At 66.5% G+C, this 25,526-nt stretch carries 22 protein-coding genes; 12 read left to right on the top strand and 10 right to left on the bottom strand.

Features of this window, described 5'->3' with window-relative positions:
• Positions 1–22 precede the first annotated feature (22 nt).
• The 6 genes from D779_RS15335 to D779_RS15310 all read right to left on the bottom strand — a co-directional run bounded on the left by D779_RS15335 (position 23) and on the right by D779_RS15310 (position 8,131).
• Complete coding sequence (locus D779_RS15335) at positions 23–1,906, bottom strand: TonB-dependent receptor plug domain-containing protein (protein ID WP_198295732.1); 1,884 nt, start codon at positions 1,904–1,906, stop codon at positions 23–25.
• Between the two features lie 274 nt (positions 1,907–2,180).
• Positions 2,181–3,023: a Rossmann-like domain-containing protein gene (locus D779_RS15330; protein WP_043755722.1), complete on the bottom strand. Its 843-nt coding sequence runs from the start codon at positions 3,021–3,023 to the stop codon at positions 2,181–2,183.
• 5 nt (positions 3,024–3,028) lie between these two features.
• Entirely contained in the window at positions 3,029–3,778 is a 750-nt protein-coding gene (locus D779_RS15325; RefSeq protein ID WP_043755720.1) for an ABC transporter ATP-binding protein, read from the bottom strand.
• 2 nt (positions 3,779–3,780) lie between these two features.
• A complete protein-coding gene (locus D779_RS15320; protein ID WP_052348175.1) occupies positions 3,781–4,854 on the bottom strand; it encodes a FecCD family ABC transporter permease in 1,074 nt (357 codons plus the stop codon).
• Positions 4,836–5,900, bottom strand: coding sequence for an iron ABC transporter substrate-binding protein (locus D779_RS15315; RefSeq protein WP_052348174.1), 1,065 nt, complete (start codon positions 5,898–5,900; stop codon positions 4,836–4,838). The genes D779_RS15320 and D779_RS15315 overlap by 19 nt, the downstream gene beginning before the upstream one ends.
• Entirely contained in the window at positions 5,897–8,131 is a 2,235-nt protein-coding gene (locus tag D779_RS15310) for a TonB-dependent receptor domain-containing protein (protein WP_043755718.1), read from the bottom strand. The genes D779_RS15315 and D779_RS15310 overlap by 4 nt, the downstream gene beginning before the upstream one ends.
• Before the next feature lie 302 nt (positions 8,132–8,433).
• Between D779_RS15310 and D779_RS15305 the strand changes: the two genes are divergently transcribed.
• Together D779_RS15305 and D779_RS15300 are read left to right on the top strand one after the other, a co-directional pair.
• Entirely contained in the window at positions 8,434–9,126 is a 693-nt protein-coding gene (locus D779_RS15305; protein ID WP_043755717.1) for a class I SAM-dependent methyltransferase, read from the top strand.
• A gap of 462 nt (positions 9,127–9,588) precedes the next feature.
• Positions 9,589–10,125, top strand: a complete 537-nt coding sequence (locus tag D779_RS15300) for a hypothetical protein (protein ID WP_043755715.1) — start codon at positions 9,589–9,591, stop codon at positions 10,123–10,125.
• Between the two features lie 61 nt (positions 10,126–10,186).
• Here D779_RS15300 and azu read toward each other — a convergent pair whose 3' ends face one another.
• A complete protein-coding gene (gene azu / locus D779_RS15295) occupies positions 10,187–10,582 on the bottom strand; it encodes an azurin (RefSeq protein ID WP_198295731.1) in 396 nt (131 codons plus the stop codon).
• A gap of 196 nt (positions 10,583–10,778) precedes the next feature.
• On the opposite strand from azu, the gene D779_RS15290 reads away from it, so the two are divergent.
• Positions 10,779–12,944 (top strand): heavy metal translocating P-type ATPase, encoded by a 2,166-nt coding sequence (locus D779_RS15290; protein WP_043755712.1) that lies wholly within the window; start codon positions 10,779–10,781, stop codon positions 12,942–12,944.
• Positions 12,945–12,957: 13 nt separating this feature from the next.
• On the opposite strand, the gene D779_RS15285 is transcribed toward D779_RS15290, so the two are convergent.
• Together D779_RS15285 and D779_RS15280 are read right to left on the bottom strand one after the other, a co-directional pair.
• The gene (locus D779_RS15285) at positions 12,958–13,620 is read right to left on the bottom strand and encodes an O-methyltransferase (RefSeq protein ID WP_043755709.1); all 663 of its coding nucleotides are present in this window, start codon (positions 13,618–13,620) and stop codon (positions 12,958–12,960) included.
• Between the two features lie 54 nt (positions 13,621–13,674).
• Entirely contained in the window at positions 13,675–14,247 is a 573-nt protein-coding gene (locus tag D779_RS15280) for a cytochrome b (protein WP_043755740.1), read from the bottom strand.
• 116 nt (positions 14,248–14,363) lie between these two features.
• Here D779_RS15280 and D779_RS15275 point away from each other — a divergent pair, with 116 nt between their 5' ends.
• Positions 14,364–15,287 carry a LysR family transcriptional regulator gene (locus D779_RS15275; protein ID WP_043755706.1) on the top strand — a complete coding sequence of 308 codons (924 nt, stop codon included), beginning with the start codon at positions 14,364–14,366 and terminating at the stop codon, positions 15,285–15,287.
• 391 nt (positions 15,288–15,678) lie between these two features.
• On the top strand, positions 15,679–16,548 hold the full coding sequence (locus D779_RS15270) for a hypothetical protein (RefSeq protein WP_043755704.1): 870 nt from the start codon (positions 15,679–15,681) through the stop codon (positions 16,546–16,548).
• A 314-nt stretch (positions 16,549–16,862) separates the two neighbouring features.
• Here the strand turns inward: D779_RS15270 and D779_RS15260 are convergent, their stop codons facing one another.
• Positions 16,863–17,927, bottom strand: coding sequence for a helix-turn-helix transcriptional regulator (locus D779_RS15260; protein ID WP_232424209.1), 1,065 nt, complete (start codon positions 17,925–17,927; stop codon positions 16,863–16,865).
• Between the two features lie 82 nt (positions 17,928–18,009).
• Here D779_RS15260 and D779_RS15255 point away from each other — a divergent pair, with 82 nt between their 5' ends.
• The 7 genes from D779_RS15255 to D779_RS15225 all read left to right on the top strand — a co-directional run bounded on the left by D779_RS15255 (position 18,010) and on the right by D779_RS15225 (position 25,300).
• Entirely contained in the window at positions 18,010–18,990 is a 981-nt protein-coding gene (locus tag D779_RS15255; RefSeq protein WP_043755701.1) for an ABC transporter substrate-binding protein, read from the top strand.
• A 10-nt stretch (positions 18,991–19,000) separates the two neighbouring features.
• Positions 19,001–20,020: a FecCD family ABC transporter permease gene (locus D779_RS15250; RefSeq protein WP_043755700.1), complete on the top strand. Its 1,020-nt coding sequence runs from the start codon at positions 19,001–19,003 to the stop codon at positions 20,018–20,020.
• Position 20,021: 1 nt separating this feature from the next.
• A complete protein-coding gene (locus tag D779_RS15245; RefSeq protein WP_043755698.1) occupies positions 20,022–21,119 on the top strand; it encodes a FecCD family ABC transporter permease in 1,098 nt (365 codons plus the stop codon).
• Entirely contained in the window at positions 21,116–22,006 is an 891-nt protein-coding gene (locus D779_RS15240) for an ABC transporter ATP-binding protein (RefSeq protein ID WP_043755697.1), read from the top strand. The genes D779_RS15245 and D779_RS15240 overlap by 4 nt, the downstream gene beginning before the upstream one ends.
• Entirely contained in the window at positions 22,003–24,243 is a 2,241-nt protein-coding gene (locus tag D779_RS15235) for a TonB-dependent receptor (protein ID WP_052348173.1), read from the top strand. The genes D779_RS15240 and D779_RS15235 overlap by 4 nt, the downstream gene beginning before the upstream one ends.
• A gap of 245 nt (positions 24,244–24,488) precedes the next feature.
• Positions 24,489–24,776 (top strand): ribbon-helix-helix domain-containing protein, encoded by a 288-nt coding sequence (locus tag D779_RS15230; RefSeq protein WP_007042977.1) that lies wholly within the window; start codon positions 24,489–24,491, stop codon positions 24,774–24,776.
• Entirely contained in the window at positions 24,773–25,300 is a 528-nt protein-coding gene (locus D779_RS15225; RefSeq protein WP_043755693.1) for a GNAT family N-acetyltransferase, read from the top strand. The genes D779_RS15230 and D779_RS15225 overlap by 4 nt, the downstream gene beginning before the upstream one ends.
• Positions 25,301–25,526: the final 226 nt, after the last annotated feature.

Below are 25,526 nucleotides of genomic sequence, written 5' to 3'. Positions count from 1 at the left end.
CCTCTGCGTCGGAATCGTCCGCTCAGAAATAGCCGTTGAGCCCGACATAGAGATAGCGGCCCGTGAGCAAGAGGTCGTCGTCGCGCTCGTCGAGCAGGTTCTCGACACCCAGCTTGAGGTCGAGCTCGCCGTTGAGGGTCTTGGAAAAGTGCAGGTCCCAGGTACCGTAACTCTCCTCCTCGCCCGAAAGACTGCTGAGTTCGTCCAGGTTGTAGTTCCCGTTGAGGGTCAGCTGCAGGCCCCAGGGCCGGTAGTCGTAATCGAACCGGGCGAGGATGCGATGTCTCGGCCGATCCTCGAGCCGCGCGTCCGTGGTTTCGTCGCGTGCGTCCAGGTACATGTAGTCGAGACCCAGACCCAGATCGGGGATGCCTCGCCAGTCGAGGCTGGCCTCCAGCCCCTGCAGCCGGGCCTCGTCGATATTGGCGTACCGGCGGATCGGTTTGCGGTCGGCGCGGCGGCCGATGGTCTCCTCGGCGATCAGATCCCTGACCTCGGAATGGAAGAAACCGATGCGGCCATCGATGGCCCCTCGGCGACCCTCGAGCGCCAGATCGAAGCTGTTCGAATGCTCGGGATCGAGATCCGGATTGCCGAACCGGGTGAATTTGGACTTGGTGACATTGAGATAGAGGTCGCGCACCGTGGGTGCCCGATAGCCCTGGGCGAACTGGGCCTTGAGACGCAGCTGGGTGGGGCCGGCGTCGAACAGACGATAGACCGCTCCCAGCTTGCCGGTCGGCTGGTCGTCGAAGGTGTCGGAGGCATCGAATCGCCCGCCGAGCACCAGATCCAGTCGTGGCGAGACCTGCCACTGATCCTGGACGAAGGCCGCGTAGTAGTCGATGTCCGCCTCGGAGCCGGTCGCCGTCTTGCCATCGCGCATCACCCAATACGCGGACTTGCCGGTGTCGATCGTGGTCCCGCGGAAATCCTCGCGCCTGTACTCGCCACCGACCGTGAGACGATGACCTTCGAGCGGACTGAAGGTGAAATGTCCATCGAGGGCCGATTTCTCGACCCGAATCTCGTCGAACTCCTGCAGCTTGCGCGAGTCCCTCAGCCGCATCTCGCGGTCCTTGTCGAGCCTGGAATAGTAGAGCTGGAGCTCACCGGCCCTGTCCCCGTCGTCGTATCCGAGGGTCAGGGCCGTATCGGTGCGCTCGTCCTCCTCATCGGTGCGGTTGAACTTGCCGGAACCCGAGAGTGCGTCGAAATAGCTGTCGGTCGCCAAATACTTGAGCATGACGCCCAGCGTCAGGCTCGGCGTGATCCGCCAATCGGCCTGAAAGGCCATGTCCTGGAGCCGTTCGGCGTCGATCTGGGTGACGCCCGAGTCGAGATCGATCGCCGGCTGATCGATCAGGGTGCCCGAGAACGAGAGTCCAAGGGTATCCAACGGCATGAGACTGACGTGGAAGCCGCCATCGCAGCCGTCGCCGCCGTCCATCTCGTGGCGGCCGCAGCGAACCTGCCAGTCGACCTCGTTGGATTCGGGCCGCCGGGTGATGACGTTGATGACACCGCCCAGCGCATCGGCGCCGTAGAGTGCGCTGGCCGGACCACGCACGATCTCGATCCGCTCGACGTTGGCCAAGGTGATGCGGTCGAGCTCGAACTTCTGCGAGGGCTCGCTCGCGAGACGCCTCCCGTCGATCAAGATGAGCGTCTGTTCGTTGGTGAAGCCGCGGATGGAGACCGTGTCGCGCGTTCCGCGCTTCTGCAGGGTCACGCCCTGGGCGATCTTGAGAACGTCGGTCAGACGCTGTGCGTCCAGGCGCTCGATCTGGCTGCGGTCGATGACCTGGGTCGCGCTGGGCTGACGTTCCAGCGCCGTGGGCGTGCGGGTAGCGGTGACGCTGATGGTCTCGAGCGCGACATCTCCCAACTCCGCGTACGCGGGCACGGGCGACAGCATCAGGAGGCCAGAAAGACCCAATCCGGCAGACACAGGAGACAGGACGCCTCTGGGGCTATTACCAGGATCGGCCCAGCGGGCGCATGACTTCGACATGGTGGATACGGCTTCCGATTAGGAGCCGGACCAGGCGCTGCATGGGTGCACGCTGAGCGCCGCCTCGGGTCCGACGATTGAACAGAAAGCCGCACTATAAACGATAATCTATCGCATTATCATTGCTATTCGTCAACAGGGGCCATGCGCCGCTACGGAACGGAGCTCATCGCACATGACGAGCGACGGCATCCAGCTCGGCGAGATAGCCCGTCTCGCTCTCGAACATGCTGTTCCAGTTGCCGACCTGCAACAGCCGGCGCACCGGGTCGATGTTGCGGATGTGCAGGCTGAAGGCGTGGGTCGCCCCGCAGCCGGCGAGATACTCGGGATGGGCCTGCGCCGAGAAGCCGACCAGCAGCCGGAAGCGGGCCTCGCGCGCCAGTGACAGGATAGGGGCCAGGGTATGGTTGAGCAGCGTCGCCCCGGTGAGGACGAGCCCGTCGGCCTTGGCCAGCCAGGCCCATTCCTGTGCGTCCGGCAGCGCCCCGACGCGGTTGCCCGGACTGCGCTCGAAGACGACGTGCGGGACGCCCGCCTCGGCGAGCCCGTTTACCAGCGGTCCCATGTTGCCGACGACCACCACCCGCCGGGCGTTCCGCTCCGCGACCCAGCGCACCACGCTCGAGCGTACCTCCCCGGTCTCGACGCCCGCGAGTCCCTCGCGTGCCAGGCGATGCTGCGAGACGGCGTTGATGACCGCCAGGGCGAGACAGCGCTCCAGCGGATGGTCGGCCATGATGCGCCCCGGCAGCTCGGCTAGCGGCCACTGGGTCCAGTCGAGCGGCAGACCGGGATAGCGCGGCCCGGGCGAGACGGACTCGCCGACCGGCGTCATGGCCGTGCCGAGCGCCCGGAGACCCTCCCGGTCCCGGACCAGGGCCCAGGAGATGGGCTGCCCCAGACTCAGATCCTCCAGAATCAGCGGATGCGCCTCCAGATCCGCGATCGCGCATCGTGCCAGGGTCTCGAGCAGTGGATCGCTCGGCCAGCGGGTTTCCTCGTTCATTGGATTCACCTCGGGATGAAGAGCGCCTGTCCGGACAGATCGCAGCGCGTCACCGGGACCCGATATACCTGCTCGACCTGTTCCGGCGACAGCGACGCCATGTCGCCAGCGACGAAACCGCCCGCGCCGTCCAGCAGCAGGAAGCGGTCGGCGAAGCGCAGGGCCAGATTGAGATCGTGCAGCACCACCAGGGTGACCAGATCCCGGTCGCGCGCAGTGCGGCGGATCAGCGCCAGGACCTCGAGCTGGTTGGCCAGGTCCAGGTGGTTGACCGGTTCGTCGAGCAGCAGCAGCCGCGGCGTCTGGGCCAGCGCCCGGCCGATCAGCACCTTCTGCAGCTCGCCGCCGCTGAGCTGGGTGCAGGGACGCCCGGCGAGCCGCGACAGATCCAGGTGCGCGAGGATGGCGTCGACCGCCTTCAGATCGGTCTCCTCGACCTGCCAGCCGAGATGCGGGATGCGTCCGAGCAGGATCGCCTCGTAGACGCTCACGGCCACCGGCCGAGACTGCTGCGACAGATAGGCGACGCGACGCGCCCGGGCCGCCCGGCCGAGTGCGGCGAGCGGCTCGCCGTCGAGCCGCAGGCTCCCGCTCCTCGGCTGCAGCAGATGCGCCAGCGCCTTGAGCAGCGTGGACTTGCCCGCCCCGTTGGGGCCCAGCACCGCCAGCAGACCGCCCGCCGGCACCTCCAGGTCCAGTCCCCGTACCAGGGTGCGCGGACCATGGCCCAGGGCGAGATCGCGGATCTCGAGCACGGCTAGCGGCCCGGCCGCAGCAGCAGTAAGAGCAGCAGGGGCGCGCCCAGCATGGCCGTGACCGCGCCGACCGGAAGCACCACGGGTGCGAGCAGGAGCCGTCCCAGGGTATCCGCGCCGAGCAGGACGATGGCCCCCGCCAGGGCCGCATAGGGCAGCAGGTAGCGGTGGTCGACGCCGATCAGCAGCCGCACCAGGTGCGGGGCGATGAGCCCGACGAACCAGATCACCCCGAGAAAGGCCGTGCCCACGGCCGCGAGCAGCGCCCCGGCGGCCAGCAGCCCGAAACGCAGGGGGCCGACCTGTACGCCGAGCGCACGCGCGCTGTCCTCGCCCCAGGCCAGGGCGTTGAGCGACCAGCCGGCGCGGGTCAGCAGCAGGATCAGTGGCGCCAGCACCGTCGCCAGCCAGGCGACCTCGCGCCAGCCGGCCTTGCCCAGATCGCCGAAGGTCCAGAAGAGGGTCGCCGCCGCCTGGGTCTCGCTCGCGAAATACTGCACCAGCATGGTCCCGGCGCTCGAAAAGGAGCCCAGTGCGATACCGGCCAGCACCAGCGCCTCCGGACGCAGTTCGCGCAGCAGGGCCAGCAGCAGGATGGCGCCGGCGGTTCCCAGCCCGCCGACCAGCGCCGCACCGACCACCAGATAGGGCTCCTGGATGACCACGGCGCCCGGTCCCAGCCGGTTCAGCTCGCCCGCCCCGAGCAGCACGATGGCGCAGGTGGCGCCGAAGGCCGCGCCCTGAGAGACCCCGAGCGTCATGGGCGAGGCCAGCGGATTGCGCAGCACGCTCTGCATCACCGCCCCCGCCAGCCCGAGACTCATACCCGCCAGGACGGCCGCCAGCAGACGCGGCAGCCGGATCGACCAGACCACGTGGGCCGCGGCATCCACGGCGTCCGGTCCGGCGGACAGCGCGGCCAGCACCTGCCCCGGCGCGAGCGGATAGCTGCCCTGCCCCAGCGCATAGACCGCCAGCGCGGCGAGCAGGAGCGTCAGGGACAGCCCGGTCAGCAGACGTCTTGCAGTCTGGCGCCGGAAGGCCGCGCGCGGGGCGCTCAGGACAGCGGCGTCCACCGCCCCGCCTCCAGGTCCAGACGGCCCAGCCCGTATCCGTTGCGGGCCAGATCCGGCATCACGTCCGCCCCCAGGAAGGTCCGCATGATGCGCCCCGCCTGGCGCTGCGGATCCAGATCCGCCAGGGCGTCCGGATGCAGGACCTTGGCCATCGTCCAGGCGTTGGCCAGGGCGTTCTCGACATTGGTGTTGTAGGCGTTGAAGGGCAGCGTCAGATAGACACGCCCCTCGCGCACGGCGCGCAAACGCCGGTAGAGGCCCGGATCCCTGGCGTACTCGGTGAGGATGCCGGCCAGACCGGCGCCGTCGACGAAGAGCACCTCCGGATCCCAGAGCAGCAACTGCTCGCGGTCGATGAAGAGATGGCCCACGGGTCCGGCCCGATCCGCCAGGTTGCACCCACCCGCCCAGACCAGCGGCTGATGCCCCGACTGGGTGCTGGTGATGCCGTGCGCCCCCTGCATGCTGATCCCGCCCAGATAGGCCTCGGCCGGGGGCTCGCCCGCGATCCGGTCGTCCAGCTCGGCCAGACTCGCCCCGATGAAATCGGCCAGCCGCTCGGCGCGCTCCTCGCGCCCCAGCGCCCGGCCCAGGGCGCGCAGCGAGCCCAACAGCTCGTCCACCTTGAGGATGCCGGTATCCCCGTAGCTCAACTCCAGCACCTCAAGCCCGGCGCGCTCGCGCAGCGCCTGGATCTGCTGGCCGTCCAGGGTCGCAGTCGCGACCAGATCGGGACGCAGACGCATCAGCTGCTCCAGGTCGGGCATGCGGCCCGGCCCGCCGGGTCCGATCGAGGGCAGATCGGATATTCCCGACGGCAGCGCATAGCGATAGCTGCTGGCGGTGAGCGGACGCCGCTCCAGGTCCTCGATCCCGACCAAACGATCGGCGGCCCCCAGATAGGTCAGCAGCCTCAGCGCCCCCGGACCGACCGCCACGAGCCGCCCGGCCGGATCCGCGAGACCGGACCGCCAGGCGGGGGCCGTCAGTCCCGCCGCCAGCAGCCCGAGAAAGCCGCGTCGAGTCAGATGAATCGGCGTTCTCAAATCTCCACCCCCAGCGTCAGCATGGCCGTGAAGGGCGCGCCCGGATAATAGCTGGGGCTGCCGCCGCGGCTGTCGTCGGAGGCATTGATCACCGCGACATAGTCTTCGTCGAAGAGGTTGTTCAATTCGAGCGACGCCTTGAGCCGTTTGCCCGGCCAGAGTCGCTTGGTGCTGTAGCTCAGGGTCAGGTCGGTCAGGAAGACCTCGTCGATCGACTCGGTGTGGACCGAGTCGCCGTAGCGCTCGCCCAGATAGCGCACCCTGGGCGCGATCTCGAGGTCACCCCAGCGATAGATGAGCCCCGCCTGGCCCATCCAGACCGGGGTGTCGACCACCTGGTTGCCCTTGGTCGCAAGACTGGTGCCCTGGTAGGTCAGGTCGTCGTCGTAGGTGAGCCGGGTATAGGTCGGATTGACATAGAGGGTCAGGCGGTCGGAGAGATAGGCGTTGAAGGCCAGCTCCAGGCCATAGCCGGTCGCCTCGCCGATGTTCTGCTGATAGCTGATCGGCCTCCCGTTCACCAGGACCCGGGCGTCCGAGACGCTGGTCAGCAGATTCCGGTAGCGGGCGAGGAAGAAGGTCGGCATCAGCTCGAAGCGCTCACCGCGATAGCGCAGACCGATATCGATGGTATCCGACTCCTCCATGTCGTAGCCCGAGAAGAGCTCGTCCAGCGTGACCCCGGCGGCCTGAAAGGCGGCCCGGTTGCCGTTGTAGGCGTTGATGATGGGGATGTAGGAATAGGGCCGGATGAAGCCCTTGCCGTAGCTCGCGTAGACCTGGGTCTCCGGGGTCAGATCGTAGGAGACCCCGGCCGAGGGCAGCCAGATCTCATGGGTGCGGGCCGCCCGGTCCAGATCCGGCGCGCGCACCAGGCCGTAGTCCGGCGCACCGCTCGTGGTATAGCCCTCGCTCTCGGCATCGCGGAAGTTGAAATACTTGAGCCCGACCTGCCAGTCGAATCCGCTCGCCGAGCCGGCCAGCTTGGCGTAGGGGCTGTTGATGTGGGTCGTGCCCGTGGTGGCCAGGATGCCATAGCCGCGATACGCGAGCCCGCTGCCGGTGATGGCGTAGTTCCGGGTCGTGATATGCATGTCGGTGTGCTCGTAGTGATAGCCGAGCACGGCCGACATCCCGGCGATCTCCCCGCCGGCCTCGGCGATGAGGCCCCAGCGCTCGATGTCGCGGTTGCGCTCCTGCACCCGGCCGCCGCCCGACGTCGTGCCCTGCAGAACCTGGGTGTCCTCCTTGCTGTAGTAAGGCTTGAAGGAGAGCCTGATCCCGTCGCCCGGATCGTAGGTGATCACCGACAGCAGATCGGTATTGTCGTAGGAGCCGCGGTTGTAGTCGTAGTAATGGATGTCCTGCGCGGCCTTGCCGGTGCGCTCGGCGTTGTAGTCGAGATCGCGGTTGGCACCCAGATCGCTGACCTGATCGTAGGTGAGCGGCCGGTAAAGGTGCTGGTCCTGATCGTTGTGATTGAGCCAGACCTCGAACTCCAGATCCTCGCTCATCGGCTGCACCAGCATCAGATTGGCGTTGGCGCGCGGGCCCAGGTCGCCCGGACCCCGCCATTTGTCCGCCTCCGAATAGGAGAAGGCGCCCGACATCCGCGTCCCGCTGTCGTTCAGCCGCCCCGTCTCGAGACGGGCGTAGGTCCGGGTGAAGCGGTTCGACCCGAGCCGCTGAACCAGCTCGGCACCGGGTTCGTCACCCGGCCATCGGGGATGCAGCACGATGGCCCCGCCCCGGGTCCCCACCCCGGCGCCGATGTCGGCCGGGGTCGCGCCCTTGTAGACGGAGACGGACGCCATGTTCTCCATGTCGTAGAGATAATCCCTCGGACCGATGGGGTTGCCGCCGTAGTTGGGGATGCCCTCGACCGTGATGGTGCCCAGCGAGCTGCGCACGCCGCGCAGACGCACGCTCGACTGCTCTACCCCCAGACCGCTGGAGTCGGGCTGCTCCGTGCTGACGCCGGGCAGGATGTCGATGGCCCCGTAGACCTGCATCGACGCCTTGGCCCCCTGGAGCTCGATCCCCTTGGCCGTCACCGCCGTGCCCGTGTAGACGGTCTCCTCCGCCTGCTTGGTCGGCGTGACCAGCCGTTCCGCCGTGATCTCGATGGGACCGAGGAGCGTCTCCTGGGCGAACGCATGGTTCACGGCGAACACCGAGCCCACGATCAGCGATCCGAGCCGAACCCGATGAATGTGATGAAAAGGTTCCATGCGCCACCTGTTCGCGATTCGAGGATGAGGTGAACCGGTCGATAGGATCGATTCGGAAAAAATAATACGTAAATAAAAATCCTCATACAAGGCGTATGCGAATCACGCAGCGTGCATGCGGCCCGGTCTCGATGATGGTCGGAATTCGTCAAACGGGGGCCATCGCGGCGATCCTGACGCTCTTCGACGACCAGCCAGCGCGCGACAGCGGATAGGATTGGGCTATTGGCCGCCGGTATCGGCGACCCTCATGCTCAAATTCCGATCCACGAATGGCCCACCCACCGGGAGGAAGATCTCCAATGCCGATCGAACTCGAACTCCGTCGCCTGATCCCCATCGTAGCGCTCCTGCTCCTTCCGCTCGCCGCACTGGCCGAATCCCCGGCGGTCGATCCCTCGCTCAACAACCACTACCGTCATGCCAATCCACAACGCTGGCAGGACATCTTCGAGCGCGAGGGACGGGAGGTCTTCGACCGGCGGGACGAGATCCTGCGGGCCCTCGAGATCCGGCCCGGCATGCGCGTCGCCGACGTGGGCGCCGGAACGGGACTCTTCACCCTGCCCTTCGCCCGGTCCGTGGGCCCGACCGGGATCGTCTATGCCGTGGACATCTCGGAATCCTTCATCACCTCCATCGGGCGGCGCGCCGCGGCCGAGGGACTGACGCAGGTCGCGCCCGTGCTCAACCGCCAGAAGGAGGTCGCGCTGCCGGACTCCAGCGTCGACCTCGTCTTCATCTGCGATACCTATCACCACTTCGAGTATCCGGAGACGATCCTGGATTCGATCCACGCGGCGCTGGCCCCGGGCGGCTTGCTTGCGATCATCGACTACCGCCGCGAGCCTGGCACCAGTTCGGACTGGATCCTCTCGCACGTGCGAGCCGGGCGGAAGACCGTCATCGCCGAGGTCGAGCGGGCGGGATTCGCGTTCATCGACGAGCCGCTTCGACTGCGCGAGAACTATTTCATCCGCTTCCGCAAAAGATGACCGTCCATTCGGACGAGCCTTACTGGATGGGCTATTCGGGCGTGCACGGAAAGGACAGAAACCCCTTGCCGACCACTCGCGTTCATGTAAAGCTAAAAGAGAATTATTCTTGACAAGCCATTCCCCCCGTGAGACGCGAGACTCGGTCAGCTGTCGCTTCTCGGGCGTGAACAGCCATTCGCCCCTTCATCAGCCAGAGGTGCATGGCCCATGTTCAGCCTTCGACGTCCTAGACCGACCCGGACAGATACCGGCTCATCCAGATCGCTCGCCATAAATCTGGCGCCCCCTCTATTCGCTGCCCTGCTGATCGGCCTGGTATCCTGGTTCGCCGTTCCGTCCCTGGCGACCCTCTCGGAACCGAGCGTCGGGCAACGGCCGAAGGTGGACGCGGGGATGGAGGCCGACCCGCTTCAGCCAACCTCATCGGTCTCGGTCGAAAGCGGGTGGATACAGCTCCGAGTGAACCCCAGGGAGCGCAAGCTCAGAGGTTTGCTCATCATGGTCGGCGCGCGCGCCGATCAGGGCGTCGTGCATGCCATCCTTCCACCTGGCGTTCGGATCGAAAAGACCAGCGTGCAATGCCGCGAGGCGGACAGCGCTGTCGAGGGTCGGCGCCTGGCCATCGAGGTCGGCGAATGTCCGCCGCAAGGATGCGCGATCGAGGTAACCTGGTCGATGGATGCAAGCGCCTGGGGGCTCGAGACCGCGTCCAGGCTCGACGAAACAGGTTATTGGCTACGGGCGACCGACGTGATGCCGCGGCTGGTGGCCGAACGCATCCTGCGGGATCGCTCGGATCCGATCCAGCTCGCCGATCGCTCCAGCTCCAGTCGTCTGATTCCTGAGGCAACTCCCCTATCCGCAAATTGGCGCTGGATCGTGCGCATCGACGGTGTCGAGACCGAGCGGTCCATCCGCCGCGGCAGGATCGCGGCACCGCTCGAATTCGCGGACATCTGGTCATACGAATCGAGACAGGGGCCAACTGGATCCTGAGTCTCCGGGGGCAGCGACGCCGGCCCTGGCGGCCGGCGCCAAGAGAAGATCCGGTCTCGGATCAGCGCAGGATGAAACGTCCCTGCATGAACACCCAGGTCGCCGGAAAGGTACAGAAATAGCTGTAGTCCTCGTCCGGCGAGAGGTCCGACGGGTCGAAGGTGACGCTGGTGGATTCGCCCCCACCGATCAGTTCGGTCGCCGCCAGGACACGCCCGTCGCCGGGCTTCACGAAGTCGTTCGCGGCGCCGGCGCGCATCCCGTCGATCGCCACGCCATCCAGATCTGAGGTCCGCGCCAGAACCCAATTCTGTCCCATCAGGGTATCCGGAAGCGTACCGGTATGGACGAGCGTGACGCGGATCCGCTCGCAGTCCGTGCCGGCCACCATCTCCTCCTGGCTGTAGCGCATGGCGTCACCGACCTCGATGGTGAAGTCGCAGACGGGGTCTGCCAAGACCGTCCCTACCCCAACAAAAATACACGCAGCGACGAGCGCATGGTTTTTCATGTCCATATCCCTGTGACCGATCGGGGGGCGACAGGTTTCGATTCGATTGTGCGATATCAATGCAGGCATCTCAACGAACGCCAATCATTATCGTTTGAGTCCAATCACCAGTCGCAACGGATCGCAGCATGGAGACAGAGGCATGATTCAGACACGCCACCAGATACCCGGCCGCGTCCGGCTGCGCATCCAGCCGCTGACAGGGAATCACACCCTGGCGTCACGGTTCGAGCGCCATTTCAGCGGCGTCGACGGCGTACTGGAGGTGAGCTGCAATCCGGGCTGCGCATCCCTGGCCCTGCGTTATCAGGAATCCCTGATCGATGCGGCCGCGCTCAAATCCATGATCGACGCCATCCTGCGCGATCCCATGTGTCCCGATCCCGCGGACGCGGAGACCGATACCGGCATCCAATGTCGCGGCTGCCGGCAGACAACAGAAAGAGACAAAAAGAGCGGCTCCTGGTTCTGGCGTCTGGTCGGCTTCGGTCTGCTCTGCGGCTATCTGGGATACGTGCTGATCCGCGAGCATGTCCTGAAACGCCCGGTGGCCCAATCCGCCCTGAGCCCGACCGGACTGATCGCCCTGATCGGCGCCCTGCCCCTGCTGCGCGACGCCTGGCACGAGACCTTCACCGAGCGGCGCTTCACCATCCACCAGTTCCTGGCCTTCTCGCTGCTCCTGGCGATCCTGGTCGGCGAGGCACTGACCGCCTTCGAGATCATCTTCGTGCTCCACGGCGGTCGGCTACTGGAGACCTATGTGGCGAACCGCTCGCGGCGCGAGATTCGGCGCATGCTCTCCCTGTCCATCAAGGACACCTGGGTGGTGATCGACGGCGCCGAGATCCTCACCCCGGTGGCGGAGCTGAAGGCGGGCGATCTGGTGGTGATCCGCACCGGCGAGAAGATCCCGGTGGACGGCGAGATCCAACAGGGCGCGGCGGAGCTGAGCGAGGCGGCCATCACCGGCCGCGCCGAGCCGGTCTACAAGACCCAGGGCGAGCGGGTCTTCGCCGGCAGCTATCTCGAACAGGGCGTGCTCTACGTGCGGGCGTGCGAGGTCGGCGAAGACACCTATCTGGCCCGCATCGCGGCACTGGTCGATGCCTCGCTCGACCAGAAGGCCCCGCTGCAGGAACGCGCCGACGTCCTGGCGGCCCGTCTATTGAAGCTCGGCACGGTCTCGACCCTCGGCACCCTGGTGCTGACACAGAGCCTGAGCCGCGCGCTGACGGTCATGCTGGTGATGTCCTGTCCCTGCTCGACCATTCTCGCCGCCTCCACGGCCGTGAGCGCGGCCATCCACAATGCCGCGCGCCGTCAGATCCTGGTCAAGGGCGGCATCTATCTGGAGCAGATCGGCGGCGCCCGATGCTGGTGCTTCGACAAGACGGGCACCCTGACCACCGAGACGCCAGAGGTCGCCGAGGTGGTGGCCGAGGATTCGCAGGAACTGCTGTTCTGGGCCTCCTCGGCGGAGCAGCACAACCCGCACGCGCTCGCCCATGCCATCGTCGAGCACGCACGGAGCCAGGGAGTCGAGCCCGAACAGCATGCCTTGAGCGAGCATCTGCTCGGACAGGGCGTCAAGGCCCAGGTGCGGGAGCGCACCGTACTGCTCGGAAACGCCCGCCTGCTGGAGGCCGAGCGTCTAAGGTTGAGCCGGCGTCTGCGTCACGCGGCCGAGGAGATGAGCGGACGCGGACTGACCAGCGTCTACGTGGCGCTGGACCGCGAGGTGCTGGGCGTGCTGGGGATCCGTCACCAACTGCGTCCCGGCGTCCGCGAGACCCTGGAGGCGCTGCGCGCCGAGGGCGTGACCCATCTCTGTCTGATCTCGGGCGACGAGCCGGCCGTGGCCGAGGGACTGAGCCGCGAGCTGGGTCTGGACTCCTGTCATGCAGGACTGCTGCCGCAGGACAAGGCCGAGGTGGTGCGCCGGCTGCGCCTGGATCACGGGTCTCTGGTGATGGTCGGGGACGGCGTCAACGACGCACTGGCCCTCTCCGAGGCCGAGATCGGCATCGCCATGGGGGCCGGCGGCTCCGAGGTCGCGATCGAGATCGCCGACATCGCCCTCGCCGACAGCGACGTCCGCAAGCTGATCGCCATCCGCCGGCTCAGCGACCGAACCCTGCGCACCGCCGATCAGAACTATGCCTTCGCCGTGGTCACCGACCTGGCCGGGGTCGTCCTGGGCGCGCTCGGCATCCTGTCGCCTGCCATGGGCGGCATCATCCACATCAGCCACACCCTGGGGATCCTGCTCAACTCATCGCGTCTTCTGGCCCACCGGCCCGATTGATCGAGCCCCCGAATCAGCGCTTGCGCGCCAGGGTCAATCCGTCGCCGATCGGTAGCAGGCTCGGGGTCACCCGCCCGTCCTCGATCAGTCGGTCGTTGAGCGCGCGGATGGCCTGGGTATCCGCATCCTGCTGCTCGGGATCGGCCACCTTCCCGCCCCAGAGGGTATTGTCGAGCAGCATGAGCCCGCCGGGGCGCAGCAGGCGCAGACAGCGCTCGAAATAGTGGCCGTAGTTCGACTTGTCGGCGTCGACGAAGGCCATGTCGAACCACTCCTCCCGACCTTCGGCCAGCAGGCCGTCCAGGGTCTCCAGCGCCGGGGCCAGCCGCAGATCGATGCGACCCTCGACGCCGGCCTCGCGCCAGAAGCGGCGGGCGATGCCGGTCCATTCCTCGCTCAGATCGCAGCAGATCAGCTCGCCGTCGGCCGGCATGGCCTCGGCCATGCAGAGCGCGCTGTAGCCGGTGAAGGTCCCGACCTCGATGACGCGGCGGGCGCCGGTCAGCTCCACCAGCAGACCCATCAGCTGGCCCTGCTCCGGGGCGATCTGCATCCCGGCCCTGGCCAAGGGGGCCGTCGCTTCGCGCAGACGCCGCTTCACCTCGGAGTCGCGCAGCGAATGCGCGACCAGATAGGCGTGAAGCCGGTCGTCCATCCCGATGGTTCGCTTGGTCATGCCTCGGCCCTCGGTGGCTGCTGAACGGACCCATCTCGAGATGGGTCCGGTCGATCAGGATGTCACCTCGACCTCGTTACCGAGCATGCGTCTCAGGGTGCCGTCACGATCGATGAGATGGTGCTTCAGCGCGCCCACCAGATGCAGGACGATGGCGCCGATCAGCAGATAGCCGACCCAGCCATGCACCAGATGACCGATCTGGGCCAGCGTCGCGTTGAGCGGCAGCACCTCCTGCGGATTGGCCGGGTCCGGATTGGGCGCGATCAGTTCGAGATTGAAGAAGGACACCCCGTGCCCGCCCATGCCCGACATCATGACCCCGGAGATCGGCATCAGCACCGTTCCGACGATGAGCACCCAGTGCACGATCTTCGCCAGCCGTTTCTCGATGGACGTATAGTCCCCGACCGCCTTGGGCCAGCCGTTGAGCATGCGCCAGGCCACGCGCAGGACCACGAACAGGGCGATGAGGACACCGAGCGATTTGTGCCAGGGGTAGAGTGCATAGACGCCGTTCTCGGTCATGTAGACCCCGACGGCCAGCAGGCCGATCATCATGAGCGCGACGATCCAATGCAGGGCGATGGTGTTCGGACTGAGCCGGGTGGGCGAATCGAGTGTCATGGTCATATCTCCGCGGATTGGCCGGCCGTCGAGCGACGGCGGTTAAATTCGAACGCGACAGACTAGGCTGAGAGAATCCATGCGTCCAATGCATAACGGAGATACTAATTATCCACATGACGAATCTTCGTACCCTGGATCTGAATCTGCTCGTCGTCCTGAGACAGCTGCTCGAGGACCGACACGTCTCGCGCGCCGGTGAGCAGCTCGGCATGAGCCAGCCCGCCGTGAGCCGCGCCCTGCAGCGGCTGCGCGCCATGTTCGACGACCCGCTGCTGGTCCGCACCCCGCGTGGATTCGAGCTCAGCGCGCGCGCCGAGGCGCTCCTGCCGGAACTGAGCCAGTGGCTGGACGAGGCCGAGCGCCTCGTCTCCCGCCCCGTCTTCGATCCGGCGACTTCGACCCAGGTGGTCCGCTTCTATGGTCCGGAGCCGGAGGTCGGCTGGTTCCTCCCGCCCCTGTTCGAGCGGATGCGCCGACTGGCCCCCGGCATGGTGCTGGAGGTGAACAGCGAGCCGCGCGACCATTTCGAACCGCTCGAGCGCGGCGATGTCCACTTCGTCGTCACCCCGTTCGAGCCGAGCGCGAGCACCGCGCAGCTCCACAGCCTCCGTCTCGCCCCCTTGAGCCTCGCCCTGGTGATGAGCAAGGACAATCCGCTTGCACAGGGTCCGCTGACCCTCGATCGCATCGCGGCGGCCAGCCACGGCCTGGTGTCGCTCACCGGACGCGGCGGCGGCATGGTGGAGAGGGATCTCATCGAGCAGGGCCAGCTGTCGCCGGGCGAGCGGCTGAACCAGCCCCTGCGGCTCTCCAGCTTCGCCTCCATCCCCGCCTTCTGCGAGCGCAGCGACATCGTCTTCCGCCTGCCGCACCGGTTCGCCGAGGAACTCGCCCGGGGCCGCAACCTGGTGGTCCGCGAGACCCCGCCGCAAACCACCAAGGAGGTCACTTACGCCCACCTCTACTGGCACGAGCGGTTTCACAAGGACCCCATGTGCCGGTGGATCCGGGAGCAGTTGAAGGCCGGGCAGGTCTAAACCGCGCCTAGCGGAATTCATGCCCGAGCCGGTCGACCTCTTAGGTGGCGTCCATCGTAGGGCGCAATAGCGAAAGCGTATTGCGCCGAATGGCACGCCTGCATGCGGCGCAATACGGCCGCCCCGATGTCCGATGACGGCGCGACATGCAAGGCATGAGCGACGACTGAGCGACACAGCGCCCCATCAAGCGCGGCCTATTGCGCCCTACAGGCCCTCCCCTATTCTCCCGCTGTCGGCGATAGCTCCGAGACGAGCCGTGGCCTGAGGTTGGCGACCAGCCGCCTTGGCTGGAAGCCAACGCAACGGCCCCTGGCCGTCCACCTTGCGCACGCCCGCACCGGCGATACACTGATCGTTCCGCCGCGAACCCTGAACGGAGACACCGGTCATGGCGCCTGCACTGCGCGTCTTCCTGAGCTACAGCCACCGGGACGAGACCTGGAAGGACCGAGTCGCCAAACATCTGGGCGTCCTCGCAGGCGAGGGGCGCGAGGTCTGGGACGACCGCAGCGGCGATGCGGCCTGGCGCATGATCACGCGCACCACCCTAGCGGACGCCCTGCACCAGCAGGGCGAGACCCGGGAGGCCCTGGACGTCTTCGCCGAGGCCGAGCGCCAGCAGGCGGAGTGGCAGCCCCAACACCCGCTCCTCTACTCGCTCCCGGGCTTCCGCTATTGCGACCTGCTCCTGGCCGGGGCCGAGCAGGCCGCCTGGCTCGGCGCGGATGGTGCGGGAACGGGGGCCGATCCAGATCGGGTAGGGGTCTGCTCTGCGGTGGCGCGGCGTGCGAAGCAGACGCTGGAGTGGGAAGAAGGCATGCCCGGCGCGCCGCTGCTCGACTTCGCACTCCACCACCTCACCCTCGCCCGTTGCGCCCTATACGCCGAACGCCTCAAGGGCCGCCCGCCCGGCCCCGAGGCCCAGGAGCACAGCGAGCGCGCACTCGACCGCCTGCGCACCGCCGGAGACCAGGACATGCTTCCCCTCGGCCTCCTCACCCGCGCCTGGCTCCGCCACGCCCTGGGCATGCCTGACGCCGCCCGCGCCGACCTCGACGAGGCCCAGCGCATCGCCGCCCGCGGCGGTATGGCCCTGCACCTCGTCGACTGCGCCCTCACCCGCGCCCGCCTCTTCCATGACCGCGCAGCGCTGGCCGAAGCCCGCCGCCTGATCGAGAAACACGGCTACGGCCGCCGTCTGCCGGAGCTGGAGAATGCCGAGGCCGCCGCCGCAACCTGGCCTCAGCCGAAACCGTAGGTCGGGTTAGCGCCAGCGTAACCCGACAATCAATGCCTCATGCACCGCCAACGTCGGGTTACGCTGCGCTAACCCGACCTACACCGATCGCGGTGACCAACGACAGCGCCAGAACGCCCAGCCCCCTTGCCCGAACCGCCAACCCCGCTGAGGTTCTGCCCGACAGCCGTCGACGCCACCAGCGCCGAGCCCGGCCTGCCCAATGAGGTCGCGGTCCCTCTGGACGAGGACCACATCTCCATCTGCAAGCCCAGCTCCCGCGAGGCACAGCTGTACAAATCACTGCTGCGGTGGCTGGATGAGTGTGTCGCGGCCTAAACGCCGAGCGAAGACCCTGTCCCGCGCACCCGGCTTGGCAATAGACCGAATTGCTTGCGAAAGGCCGCGCTGAAGTGGCTGATGTTGGTGTAACCCAACAAGACCGCCGTTTCGGTGACGTTGTGATGCTGCAGCAGGCGTCGCGCCTCCTGCATGCGTTGCCGTTGGAAGAGTTCGTAAATGCCGCAGCCAAAGCGTCTCTTGAATCCGTCCTTGAGCTTGAACTGACTCATCCCGAGCGCGCGGGCCAGATCGGCGATGGTCGGAGGTGAAGCCAAATCCTGGAGCAACAGGTTGCGCGCATCCTCCAGCCGCAGACAGTCTCGGTGCGAGAGGGACCTGGTCCCCGCCCGGCCTCGAAAGGCAGCCAGATGCCAGTGCAGAAATTCCAGCGTGGCCGACTGAAACAGCAATCGGTGGCCTGGATCGGTCGCCATCAAGTCGGCGACGACCGAGGCCGACTGCCAGGCCTTGCGACAGACGCCGGCATGGCGCAGGAAGAAATCCTGCGCCTCGGTCTTGCCGAGAACGGATGCGGCCTCCTCGCCCGCCAAGGACTCCAGAACCCGAGGCGTCAACATCACGGCGAGATTCCGAAAACGCGCGCAGTGCCTGACCCTGAAGGTTTCCCCCGACGAAAACCCCAAGCTCAGGTCGCCCTTGGCATAAGACAGCGAATAAGGCCCCACGAAGCCCTCGAAACGGCCGTCGAGCTGGCAATTGAGGTGCAGGAATTCGCAGTCGCCGGCGAACTCGCGGACACGATCGACGGCATCCAAATCCCGGGCCGAGGTATGACACACCAGAAAACCGGGCTGCAAGGAGACGACCGAAGGATCCGAAGGCGGGGAAACGAGCGCCTCGGGCTCGGAGTCAGGATACATCGCAAGGTCACAAAAGAAATAAGAATCACTATCAATAGGAGCGTTTTTATCATCCGAACTCTCGGGATGCAAGACGGTGACGCAGCCACGCACCCCGGTCACATCGCTTTCAGGATCCAATCCGCCCTCCACCATCATCGACGCTCGACGACCCGAATCGGTCTCGAGGTCGCGCACCCGTTCCGACCGATCCGGGTAGCGCGCCACCCCGGCGCGCCAAATAATGCGATCAAGATGCGTTTTTATTTAGAGTGCCATCATGATCCATCCGTCCGCCCGTTCCTTGCCGGCCCTACTGGTGGCCGCCCTGACCACCCTAGGCGCTTGCCAGGTCGCTCCGACCTGGGCCGATGCCTTTCCGGTCGAGATCCTCGACGACCGCGGCAAGCAGGTCGTCATCGAGCAGCGCCCTGAAAGTGTTGCCGCCATCTCCACCTTCGGCGCCGATCTGGTCACCGCCCTGGGGGGACAGATGGCCGGACTCTCGACCCTCAACGGCAAGCAGTCCGCCTTCCTCGGCGACGCGGCCACCGGCGCGGTGAATCTGGGCGAGATCCACCAGGCCAATCTCGAGGTGCTCACCCAGCTCGCGCCCGACCTCATCGTCGGGCTGCGCACCTACACCCAGCCATTCGAGAAGAAGATCGAGGAGGCCGGGACCTTCATCGCCCTCGACCTGACCACGCTCGAGGACTCGCTGAGCGCGGTCGAGCGCCTGTCCCGGGCGCTCGGCGAGGAGGACCGGGGCCAGGCACTCAACGCCCGCTTCCTGTCCGACCTGGAGACCTTCGGGACCAAGGCGCCGGGCGGCGTCACGGCCGTCTTCCTCTGGGATTGGGCCGACGTACCCTATGCCTTCTACGATCACTATCTCACCACCCGGATCATGGGACACCTCGGAGCGACCAACGTCCAAGGCCATCGCCCCACGCCGGAGCTGGAGATGCCGGACTCGGCCGCCATCGGACTCGAGACCCTGTTGCGTCTCGACCCCGACGTGATCCTCGTTTTCAAGGGACAGGACGGCCCCGTCGCCGCCAACCCGGTCTGGTCGCGGCTGAAGGCGGTCCGCAACGGCCGAGCCTGGCGGGTGAACGACCAGTACATCATGTCGCACGGTCCCCTGGCGCGGGAGATGGTACTGCGCGAGATGGCGCACCTGCTCTATCCGGAGACCTTCCCCGAACCGGAGGACATTCCGTCGGCGGCGCGCGCCGTTCCGCTGAACGTCGCAAACTAAGTCGTCGGCCATGTCGTGGCGACTCCCACTCGGCTGGGCTCCCCCCGCCGCGCCCAGCGCTCCGTTGCTGCTCGGGCTGCTCTGTCTGGGGGTGCTGACCCTGGCGGCCGCGGCTGCCCTGAGTCTCGGCGACTACCGGGTTCCACTGGAGGCACTGCCCGGCATCCTCTGGCATGGCGGCGACTCGAACGCCGCATTCGTGGTCCATGAGCTGCGTCTGCCGCGCCTGCTCACCGGCCTGCTGGCCGGCGCCGCCCTGGGCATGGCCGGCGCCATCGCCCAGTCGATCACCCGCAACCCGCTCGGCGAGCCGGGCCTGCTGGGCGTCACCGCCGGCGCCGCCTTCGCCATGGTGCTCGGCATGGCCTTCGCCCGTCTCTCGACGCCCGCGATGCTGGCCTGCGGTACCCTCGGCGGTCTGTTCGCCGCCCTGCTGACCTTCGCGATCGGACTGCGCACCCGGCTCGAACCGCTGCAGCTGACGCTGGTCGGCATGAGCGTCAACCTCTTCTTCCTGTCCGCCATCACCCTGGTGCTGGTCTCCTCCCAGACCGAGGCCAACGGCATCTATTACTGGCTGAGCGGCAGCCTCGCCAACCGCACCTGGGAGCATGTGGGCATGCTCTGGGCCTGGGTGCTCGGTGGACTCGCCCTGGGACTGGCCTGCGCGCGCATCCTCGATCTGCTGGCGCTCGACGAGACGATGCTGACCTCGCTCGGGCTGCAGGTGACGCGCTGGCGCCTGCTGCTGGGTCTGACCGCCGTGGTGCTGAGCGCTGCGACCGTCGCCGCCACCGGGCCGATCGCCTTCGTCGGCCTGGTCGCACCGCACCTGGTGCGCTCGGGCCTGACCCTGGCCGGCGAGCGGACGACCCACCGGACGCTGCTGCCGCTGTCCGCCCTGGCCGGGGCCAGCCTGGTCTGCGGCGCGGATCTGATCGCCAAGTGGCAGGAGATCCCGGTCGGCATCCTCTGCGTACTCGTCGGCGGACCGCTGCTGGTCCACCTCATCCGCCGTCAGGGGACCTGAGATGTCCGTGCGCTCCCCGTCCGTCCTCGCCGTCCCGGGCCGCCCGGATCCGGCGCCCGGCACGCCCGCGCGCAACGGTTTCCGCTGGATCCTCGCCGCCCTGTGCCTGGCGCTCGCGGCGACCATGGCGCTGTCGTTGCTCGCCGGCTCCGTCTATCTGGACCCGCACGCCGTCTACCAGGGGCTGATCGGCTCGGACCCGGACGCGCTCGGGCACCGGCTCGTCTGGGGACTGCGCCTACCCCGGACCCTGCTCGCCGTGCTGGTCGGGCTGCACCTGGCCGTGTCCGGGCTGATCCTGCAGGCGGTGATCCGCAATCCGCTCGGGGATCCCGGCATCGTCGGCATCTCCAGCGGCGCCAGCCTGCTGGTGGTCACGGTGCTGCTGCTCGGCGACCTGCTCAACGCCGGGCTGCTGCACAACGCCAGCACCGAGATCTCGCTCGCCTGGCTGCCGTTCGCCGCGCTCATCGGCGGTCTGGGCGCCGCCGGCCTGGTGCTCGGGCTGTCCTGGGGCGAACGTGTCAGCCCGGTGCGACTGGCCCTCAACGGCGTCGCCGTCGGCGCGGTGCTGAACGCCCTGGTCATGTGGGTGGTCGTGGTCTGGGGCGGTGCCCGTACCGAGATCGCCCTGATCTGGCTGGCGGGCAGTCTCTACGGACGCGACTTCGAGCATCTGCTGCTGTTGCTGCCCTGGACGCTGATCGGGTTGAGCGCGGCGGCCCTGCTGCTGCGTCCGCTCTCACTGCTGCGCTTCGAGGACGAGACCGCCCAGTCGCTGGGTCTGCCGGTACGCCGCTGGCGCCTCATCGCGCTCGGCGTGGCCGTCATGCTCGCCGCCAGTGCCACGGCGGTCGCCGGCCCGGTGGGATTCGTCGGTCTGGTCGTGCCCCATCTGGCGCGCCGTCTGGTCGGCGGCGACATGGGCCGTCTGTTGATCGTCACCCTGCTGTGCGGCGCCCTGCTGACGCTCGGCGCCGACATCGCCGCGCGCACCCTGACCGTCTCTCAGGAGCTGCCGGTCGGGGCGCTCACCTCCCTGATCGGCATCCCGATCTTCCTGCTCCTGCTCCAGCGCCGCACAAGGACGCATCCATGAGTCTGCACGCCACCGGACTGCGGCTGGCCTATGGCCAGCGCACCATCGTCGACATCCCCGAGCTGCACCTGGAGCCCGGTCGGATCACCTGTCTGGTCGGCCCCAACGGCTGCGGCAAGTCGACCCTGCTCAAGGCCCTCGGCGGTCTGCTGCGTCCGGCCCGGGGCGAGATCCGGCTCGACGCGCGCCCGCTCGCCGACTGGGCACCCAAGGCCCTGGCGCGCCGGCTCGCAAGCCTGCCCCAGAGCCCATCGGCCCCGGACGACATCCGCGTGAGCCAGCTGGTCGGCCACGGACGCTATCCCCACCAGGGCCTGCTGGGCGGCGCCACCGCTCGGGATCTGGAGGTGGTGGACTGGGCACTCGGCGCCACCAGCATCGGCCATCTGCGCGAGCGGCGCTTCGCCACACTCTCCGGCGGCGAGCGCCAGCGCGTCTGGCTGGCGATGACCCTGGCCCAGCAGGCCGAGATCCTGCTGCTCGACGAGCCCACGACCTACATGGACATGGGACACCAGGTGGAACTGCTCGAGCTGCTCGCCGAGCTGCACCGCCGCCACGGCCGGACCATCGTCATGGTGCTGCACGACCTCAACCAGGCCAGCCAGTACGCCGACCGGCTGCTGGCCATGCGCGACGGACGCATCCTGGCCGACGGGACCCCGGACGAGGTCGTCGATTCGGCCCTCACCGAACGCCTGTTCGGCCTCCCGACCGAGCGCATCGACCGCGAGATCGGAGGCCGGCGCGTCCCCTGTTGCCTGCCCCTGCCGCCGGCGCGACCGGAACCGCCGAATCCGCCAGCTCACCTGCCCGCGATACAGCGACCGAGCGCAAACAGGAGCGCCACCCGACATCTTCAACCTCAGATAAGGAACCCAGCATGATCAGAGGAATCCCTGACCCCGCAGACCCAAGGCTTCTGCCCTGGCACGCAGGCTTTCGCCTGCGCCCGGCCGCACTCGCACTGACCACGACCCTGTGCCTGGGAATACCCGGCCTGGCCGCTGCCGACGCGAACGGCGAGGACGATGCCGACGCCGAAACCGCCGCCGTGACGCTCGACACCCTGATGGTCACCGCCCGCCGCTCGAAGGAGATGGCGAAGGACGTGCCCTTCAGTGTCACCACCGTCACCAGCGAGGAAATCGAGGACCGGCGCCTGCAGTCGCTCGACCAGTTGATCGAGCAGACCCCGGGCGTGGATTTCGTCTCGAACATGGGCTTGGGCGAACGCAATGTCCGGATCCGGGGCATCGGCTCGATCCAGAGAACCAGCATCGACGACACCGCCGTCGTCATCAATCTGGACGGCCTGCCCCTGTCGGCCACCAATGCCACCATGAGTCTGCTGGACGTGGATCAGGTGGAGGTGCTGAAGGGCCCGCAGGGCACCCTGTTCGGCCGCAACTCGGAGGCCGGCGCCATCAACATCAGGACCCGGCTCCCGACCCGCTGGCTCGAGGGCTACATTCGCGGCGAGATCGGCGAGGACAACCATTACATGACCGAAGGCGCCGTCGGCGGCCCCCTGACCGAAACCCTGAGCGGCCGAATCGCCGTGCGGGCCTCGCACATCGACAGCAATGTGTCGAATCTCGAGACCGGCGATCCGGTCACCGAACCGCGCGCGCAGACCGCGCGTGGATCGCTGCTGTGGGAACCGACCGAGGCGACCAGCCTGTTGCTCACCGCCAGCTATTCGGACCAGCGCGATGGCGATCTCAACTATGTGCTCTATCCGTATGGCGACACGGCCAAGGCCGAACAGGATCCGGACATTCGCTCGGATGAAAACGAAGCGGTCCGCTTCACCGCCGAATTCACTCATGAATTCGAGGATATGGTCCTGACGATTCTCAGTGCCTATTCGAATGCCAGTATCGAGGGCACCTCCAATCCGTACGAAGGCCTGAGCATGCGAGAAGCATACGGCATGCCATTCGATGCCAGGATCACGACTGAATCCGACCAGACCCTCTGGAACGAGGAGATTCGTCTCTCCTCCCGAGAAAGCGCGAGAATCTTCTGGGTGGCGGGTGCCAACTACTATCGCAGCGAGCACACCTGGGACACGCACGACAGCTACAACCTGACCGATCCGACCGATGTCTACAACGGCGACATGGATCGCGACTTCACCACGGATGCAACCGCGATCTTCGGCGAAACGACCATTCCTATGCCAAGGTTCGAGCGTCTGAAGTTCACGCTCGGGGCGCGTTACACCTGGGAGGACAAGGACGTCGATGCGCACTGGGTACCCAATGCCTACTATGGCGGATCGTTCGGGGAGGCGTGGGACTCCGACACCTTCAGCGACGACTACATGACCGGACGTGTCGCGGTGGGCTATGAACTCACCCCGGACACGAATCTCTACGCCATGTATTCACGCGGCCACAAAAGCGGCGGCTTCGTCGACTTCGCCAACATGTTCGCCATGGGCGGCACGGACGAGGCGTACAAGTCGGCATCCATCGATACCTACGAAACAGGCTTCAAGTTCGAGAGCGCGGACGGGCGCTTCGGCCTCAATGGCGCCGTCTTCCTCAATGACGTGAAGGACGATCACGTATTGCTCTACGACTATGCGACCAACACCGCCTCGGCGGAAAACCACGATACGGAAAGCAAGGGCGTGGAACTCGAGGGACTCTGGCGCGCTACGGACGAACTGACCCTCCGCGCGTCCGTGACCTACCTGGACACCGAAATCAAGGTTGAGGGCGGCACCAGCGCCAGCGGCATCGAGGATGGCAACGAGATGCCCGAGGTGCCGAAATGGGCGGCCACCCTGTCCCTCAATTACATCAAGCCGCTCCCCGCCTTCCTCGGACTCGGCAGCCCCATCCTGAAGGCCGATCTGACGAACAATTATGTCGGCTCGAGAGCGGCCTCGGCCTGGAATATCTACGAGCTGTCGTCCTACAACAAGCTCGACCTGCGGGTCGGCCTGGAGGAGAAGGGCATGGAGGTCTACCTCTGGGCCAAGAATCTGCTCGACCAGGAATACGACCTGTTCGGCTATTACCTCGACAACTACATGACCGGGGGCTACAGCCGCATTGGCTATCCGGGACGCGGGCGAACCCTCGGCATCGGGGTGAGCTATCTGTTCTGAATCCCTGGCCCGGAAGGACATGACGTCTTCCGGGCCTGGCGTCTGAATCGGAGGATTCGTCACGCCGGCTGGCGTACCGAGTCTGTCGTTGACATCCGCAAACAGTCGATCCATGTGTCGGTCAATGGCAACTGGGCAGCTGTCTGCGGGCAAGAGGCGAACCGGCGTCTGCGTCTCTCCAGCTTTGCCATCTCTTTCGATGCTAGACTTTCCTACAATTTCATAGAGAACGTAGCTAAGCGCATATGACCCAGATCTCGGCGAACATTTCCCCCGAAACGCGCGATCGTCTCGAACGCTATGTCCGAGCGCGTGGGCTGAAGAAGGGGTTCGTGATCGAGCAGGCGCTCCTGCACCACCTCCAGGCGGTCAGTGAAATCCCGGACGATATGCTGATCCCGCCGCGGCTCGTCGTCGAACAGAAAACCGGGGACAGGCTACTGGAGCGACTGGCATCCAACGAGCCCCCGAACCAGGCCATGCAGGCACTATTCGCCGATCCAGGAGATGTTCAGGCCAGCGAGGGTTCATGAATCTTCGGATTCGGCGATTGGAGCCGGGCGACGATCGACGACAATTCACCAGTGGTAATCCGGATCTTGATCGGTTCTTCCACCGGTTCGCGGGTCAGAATCAGTTTCGACATCACCTCGGAGTCACCTACATCGCCCTTGCCGAGGACCAAATCCTCGGTTTCGTGACGGTCGCGCCTTCCGAGATCGAGATTGACGCCCTTCCGCAAGAGCGCCGTAGCCGACTTCCGCACTATCCATTGCCGGTGATCCGTGTCGCTCGGCTGGCCGTTGCCGAGCAGGCTCACGGGTGCGGAATCGGCAAGGCACTGCTGCGTTTCGCCTTGGAGCTCGCCCGCCGAACCTCCGAGGAGATAGGCTGCATCGGTGTCGTGGTCGATGCCAAGCCCGAGGCACAGTCCTTCTATCGGCGTTATGGCTTCGAACCATTCGACCTGCTGGAAGGGGCCCTGCACGATCGGCCGGAGCCCATTCCACTATTTCTTCCGTTGTCCGCGATTCCCCCAAAGCGAATTCGATCTTGAGGGTGGCCGCCGATTCCCTCGGAGATCTTTTGCCAATAGCCGGCGTCCCAGACAAGACTGGCAACCGCCCTGAGACTGGTCAGAGAATATCCGGAGATCGATATCGCCTTCGCCACCGATCCTTTAGAGGTGATGTATACCTGTCTCATACAGGTTTTCGGCAGAGTTCCCTCGTGAACAGTCTGGCCCCATGGTAAGCTCCTCATGATGAACGACTACCGACTGA

The sequence above is a fragment of the Imhoffiella purpurea genome, assembly GCF_000585215.1.
GTDB classification, from domain to species: domain Bacteria; phylum Pseudomonadota; class Gammaproteobacteria; order Chromatiales; family Chromatiaceae; genus Imhoffiella; species Imhoffiella purpurea.
This window is presented reverse-complemented; position numbering and strand designations above follow the sequence as displayed.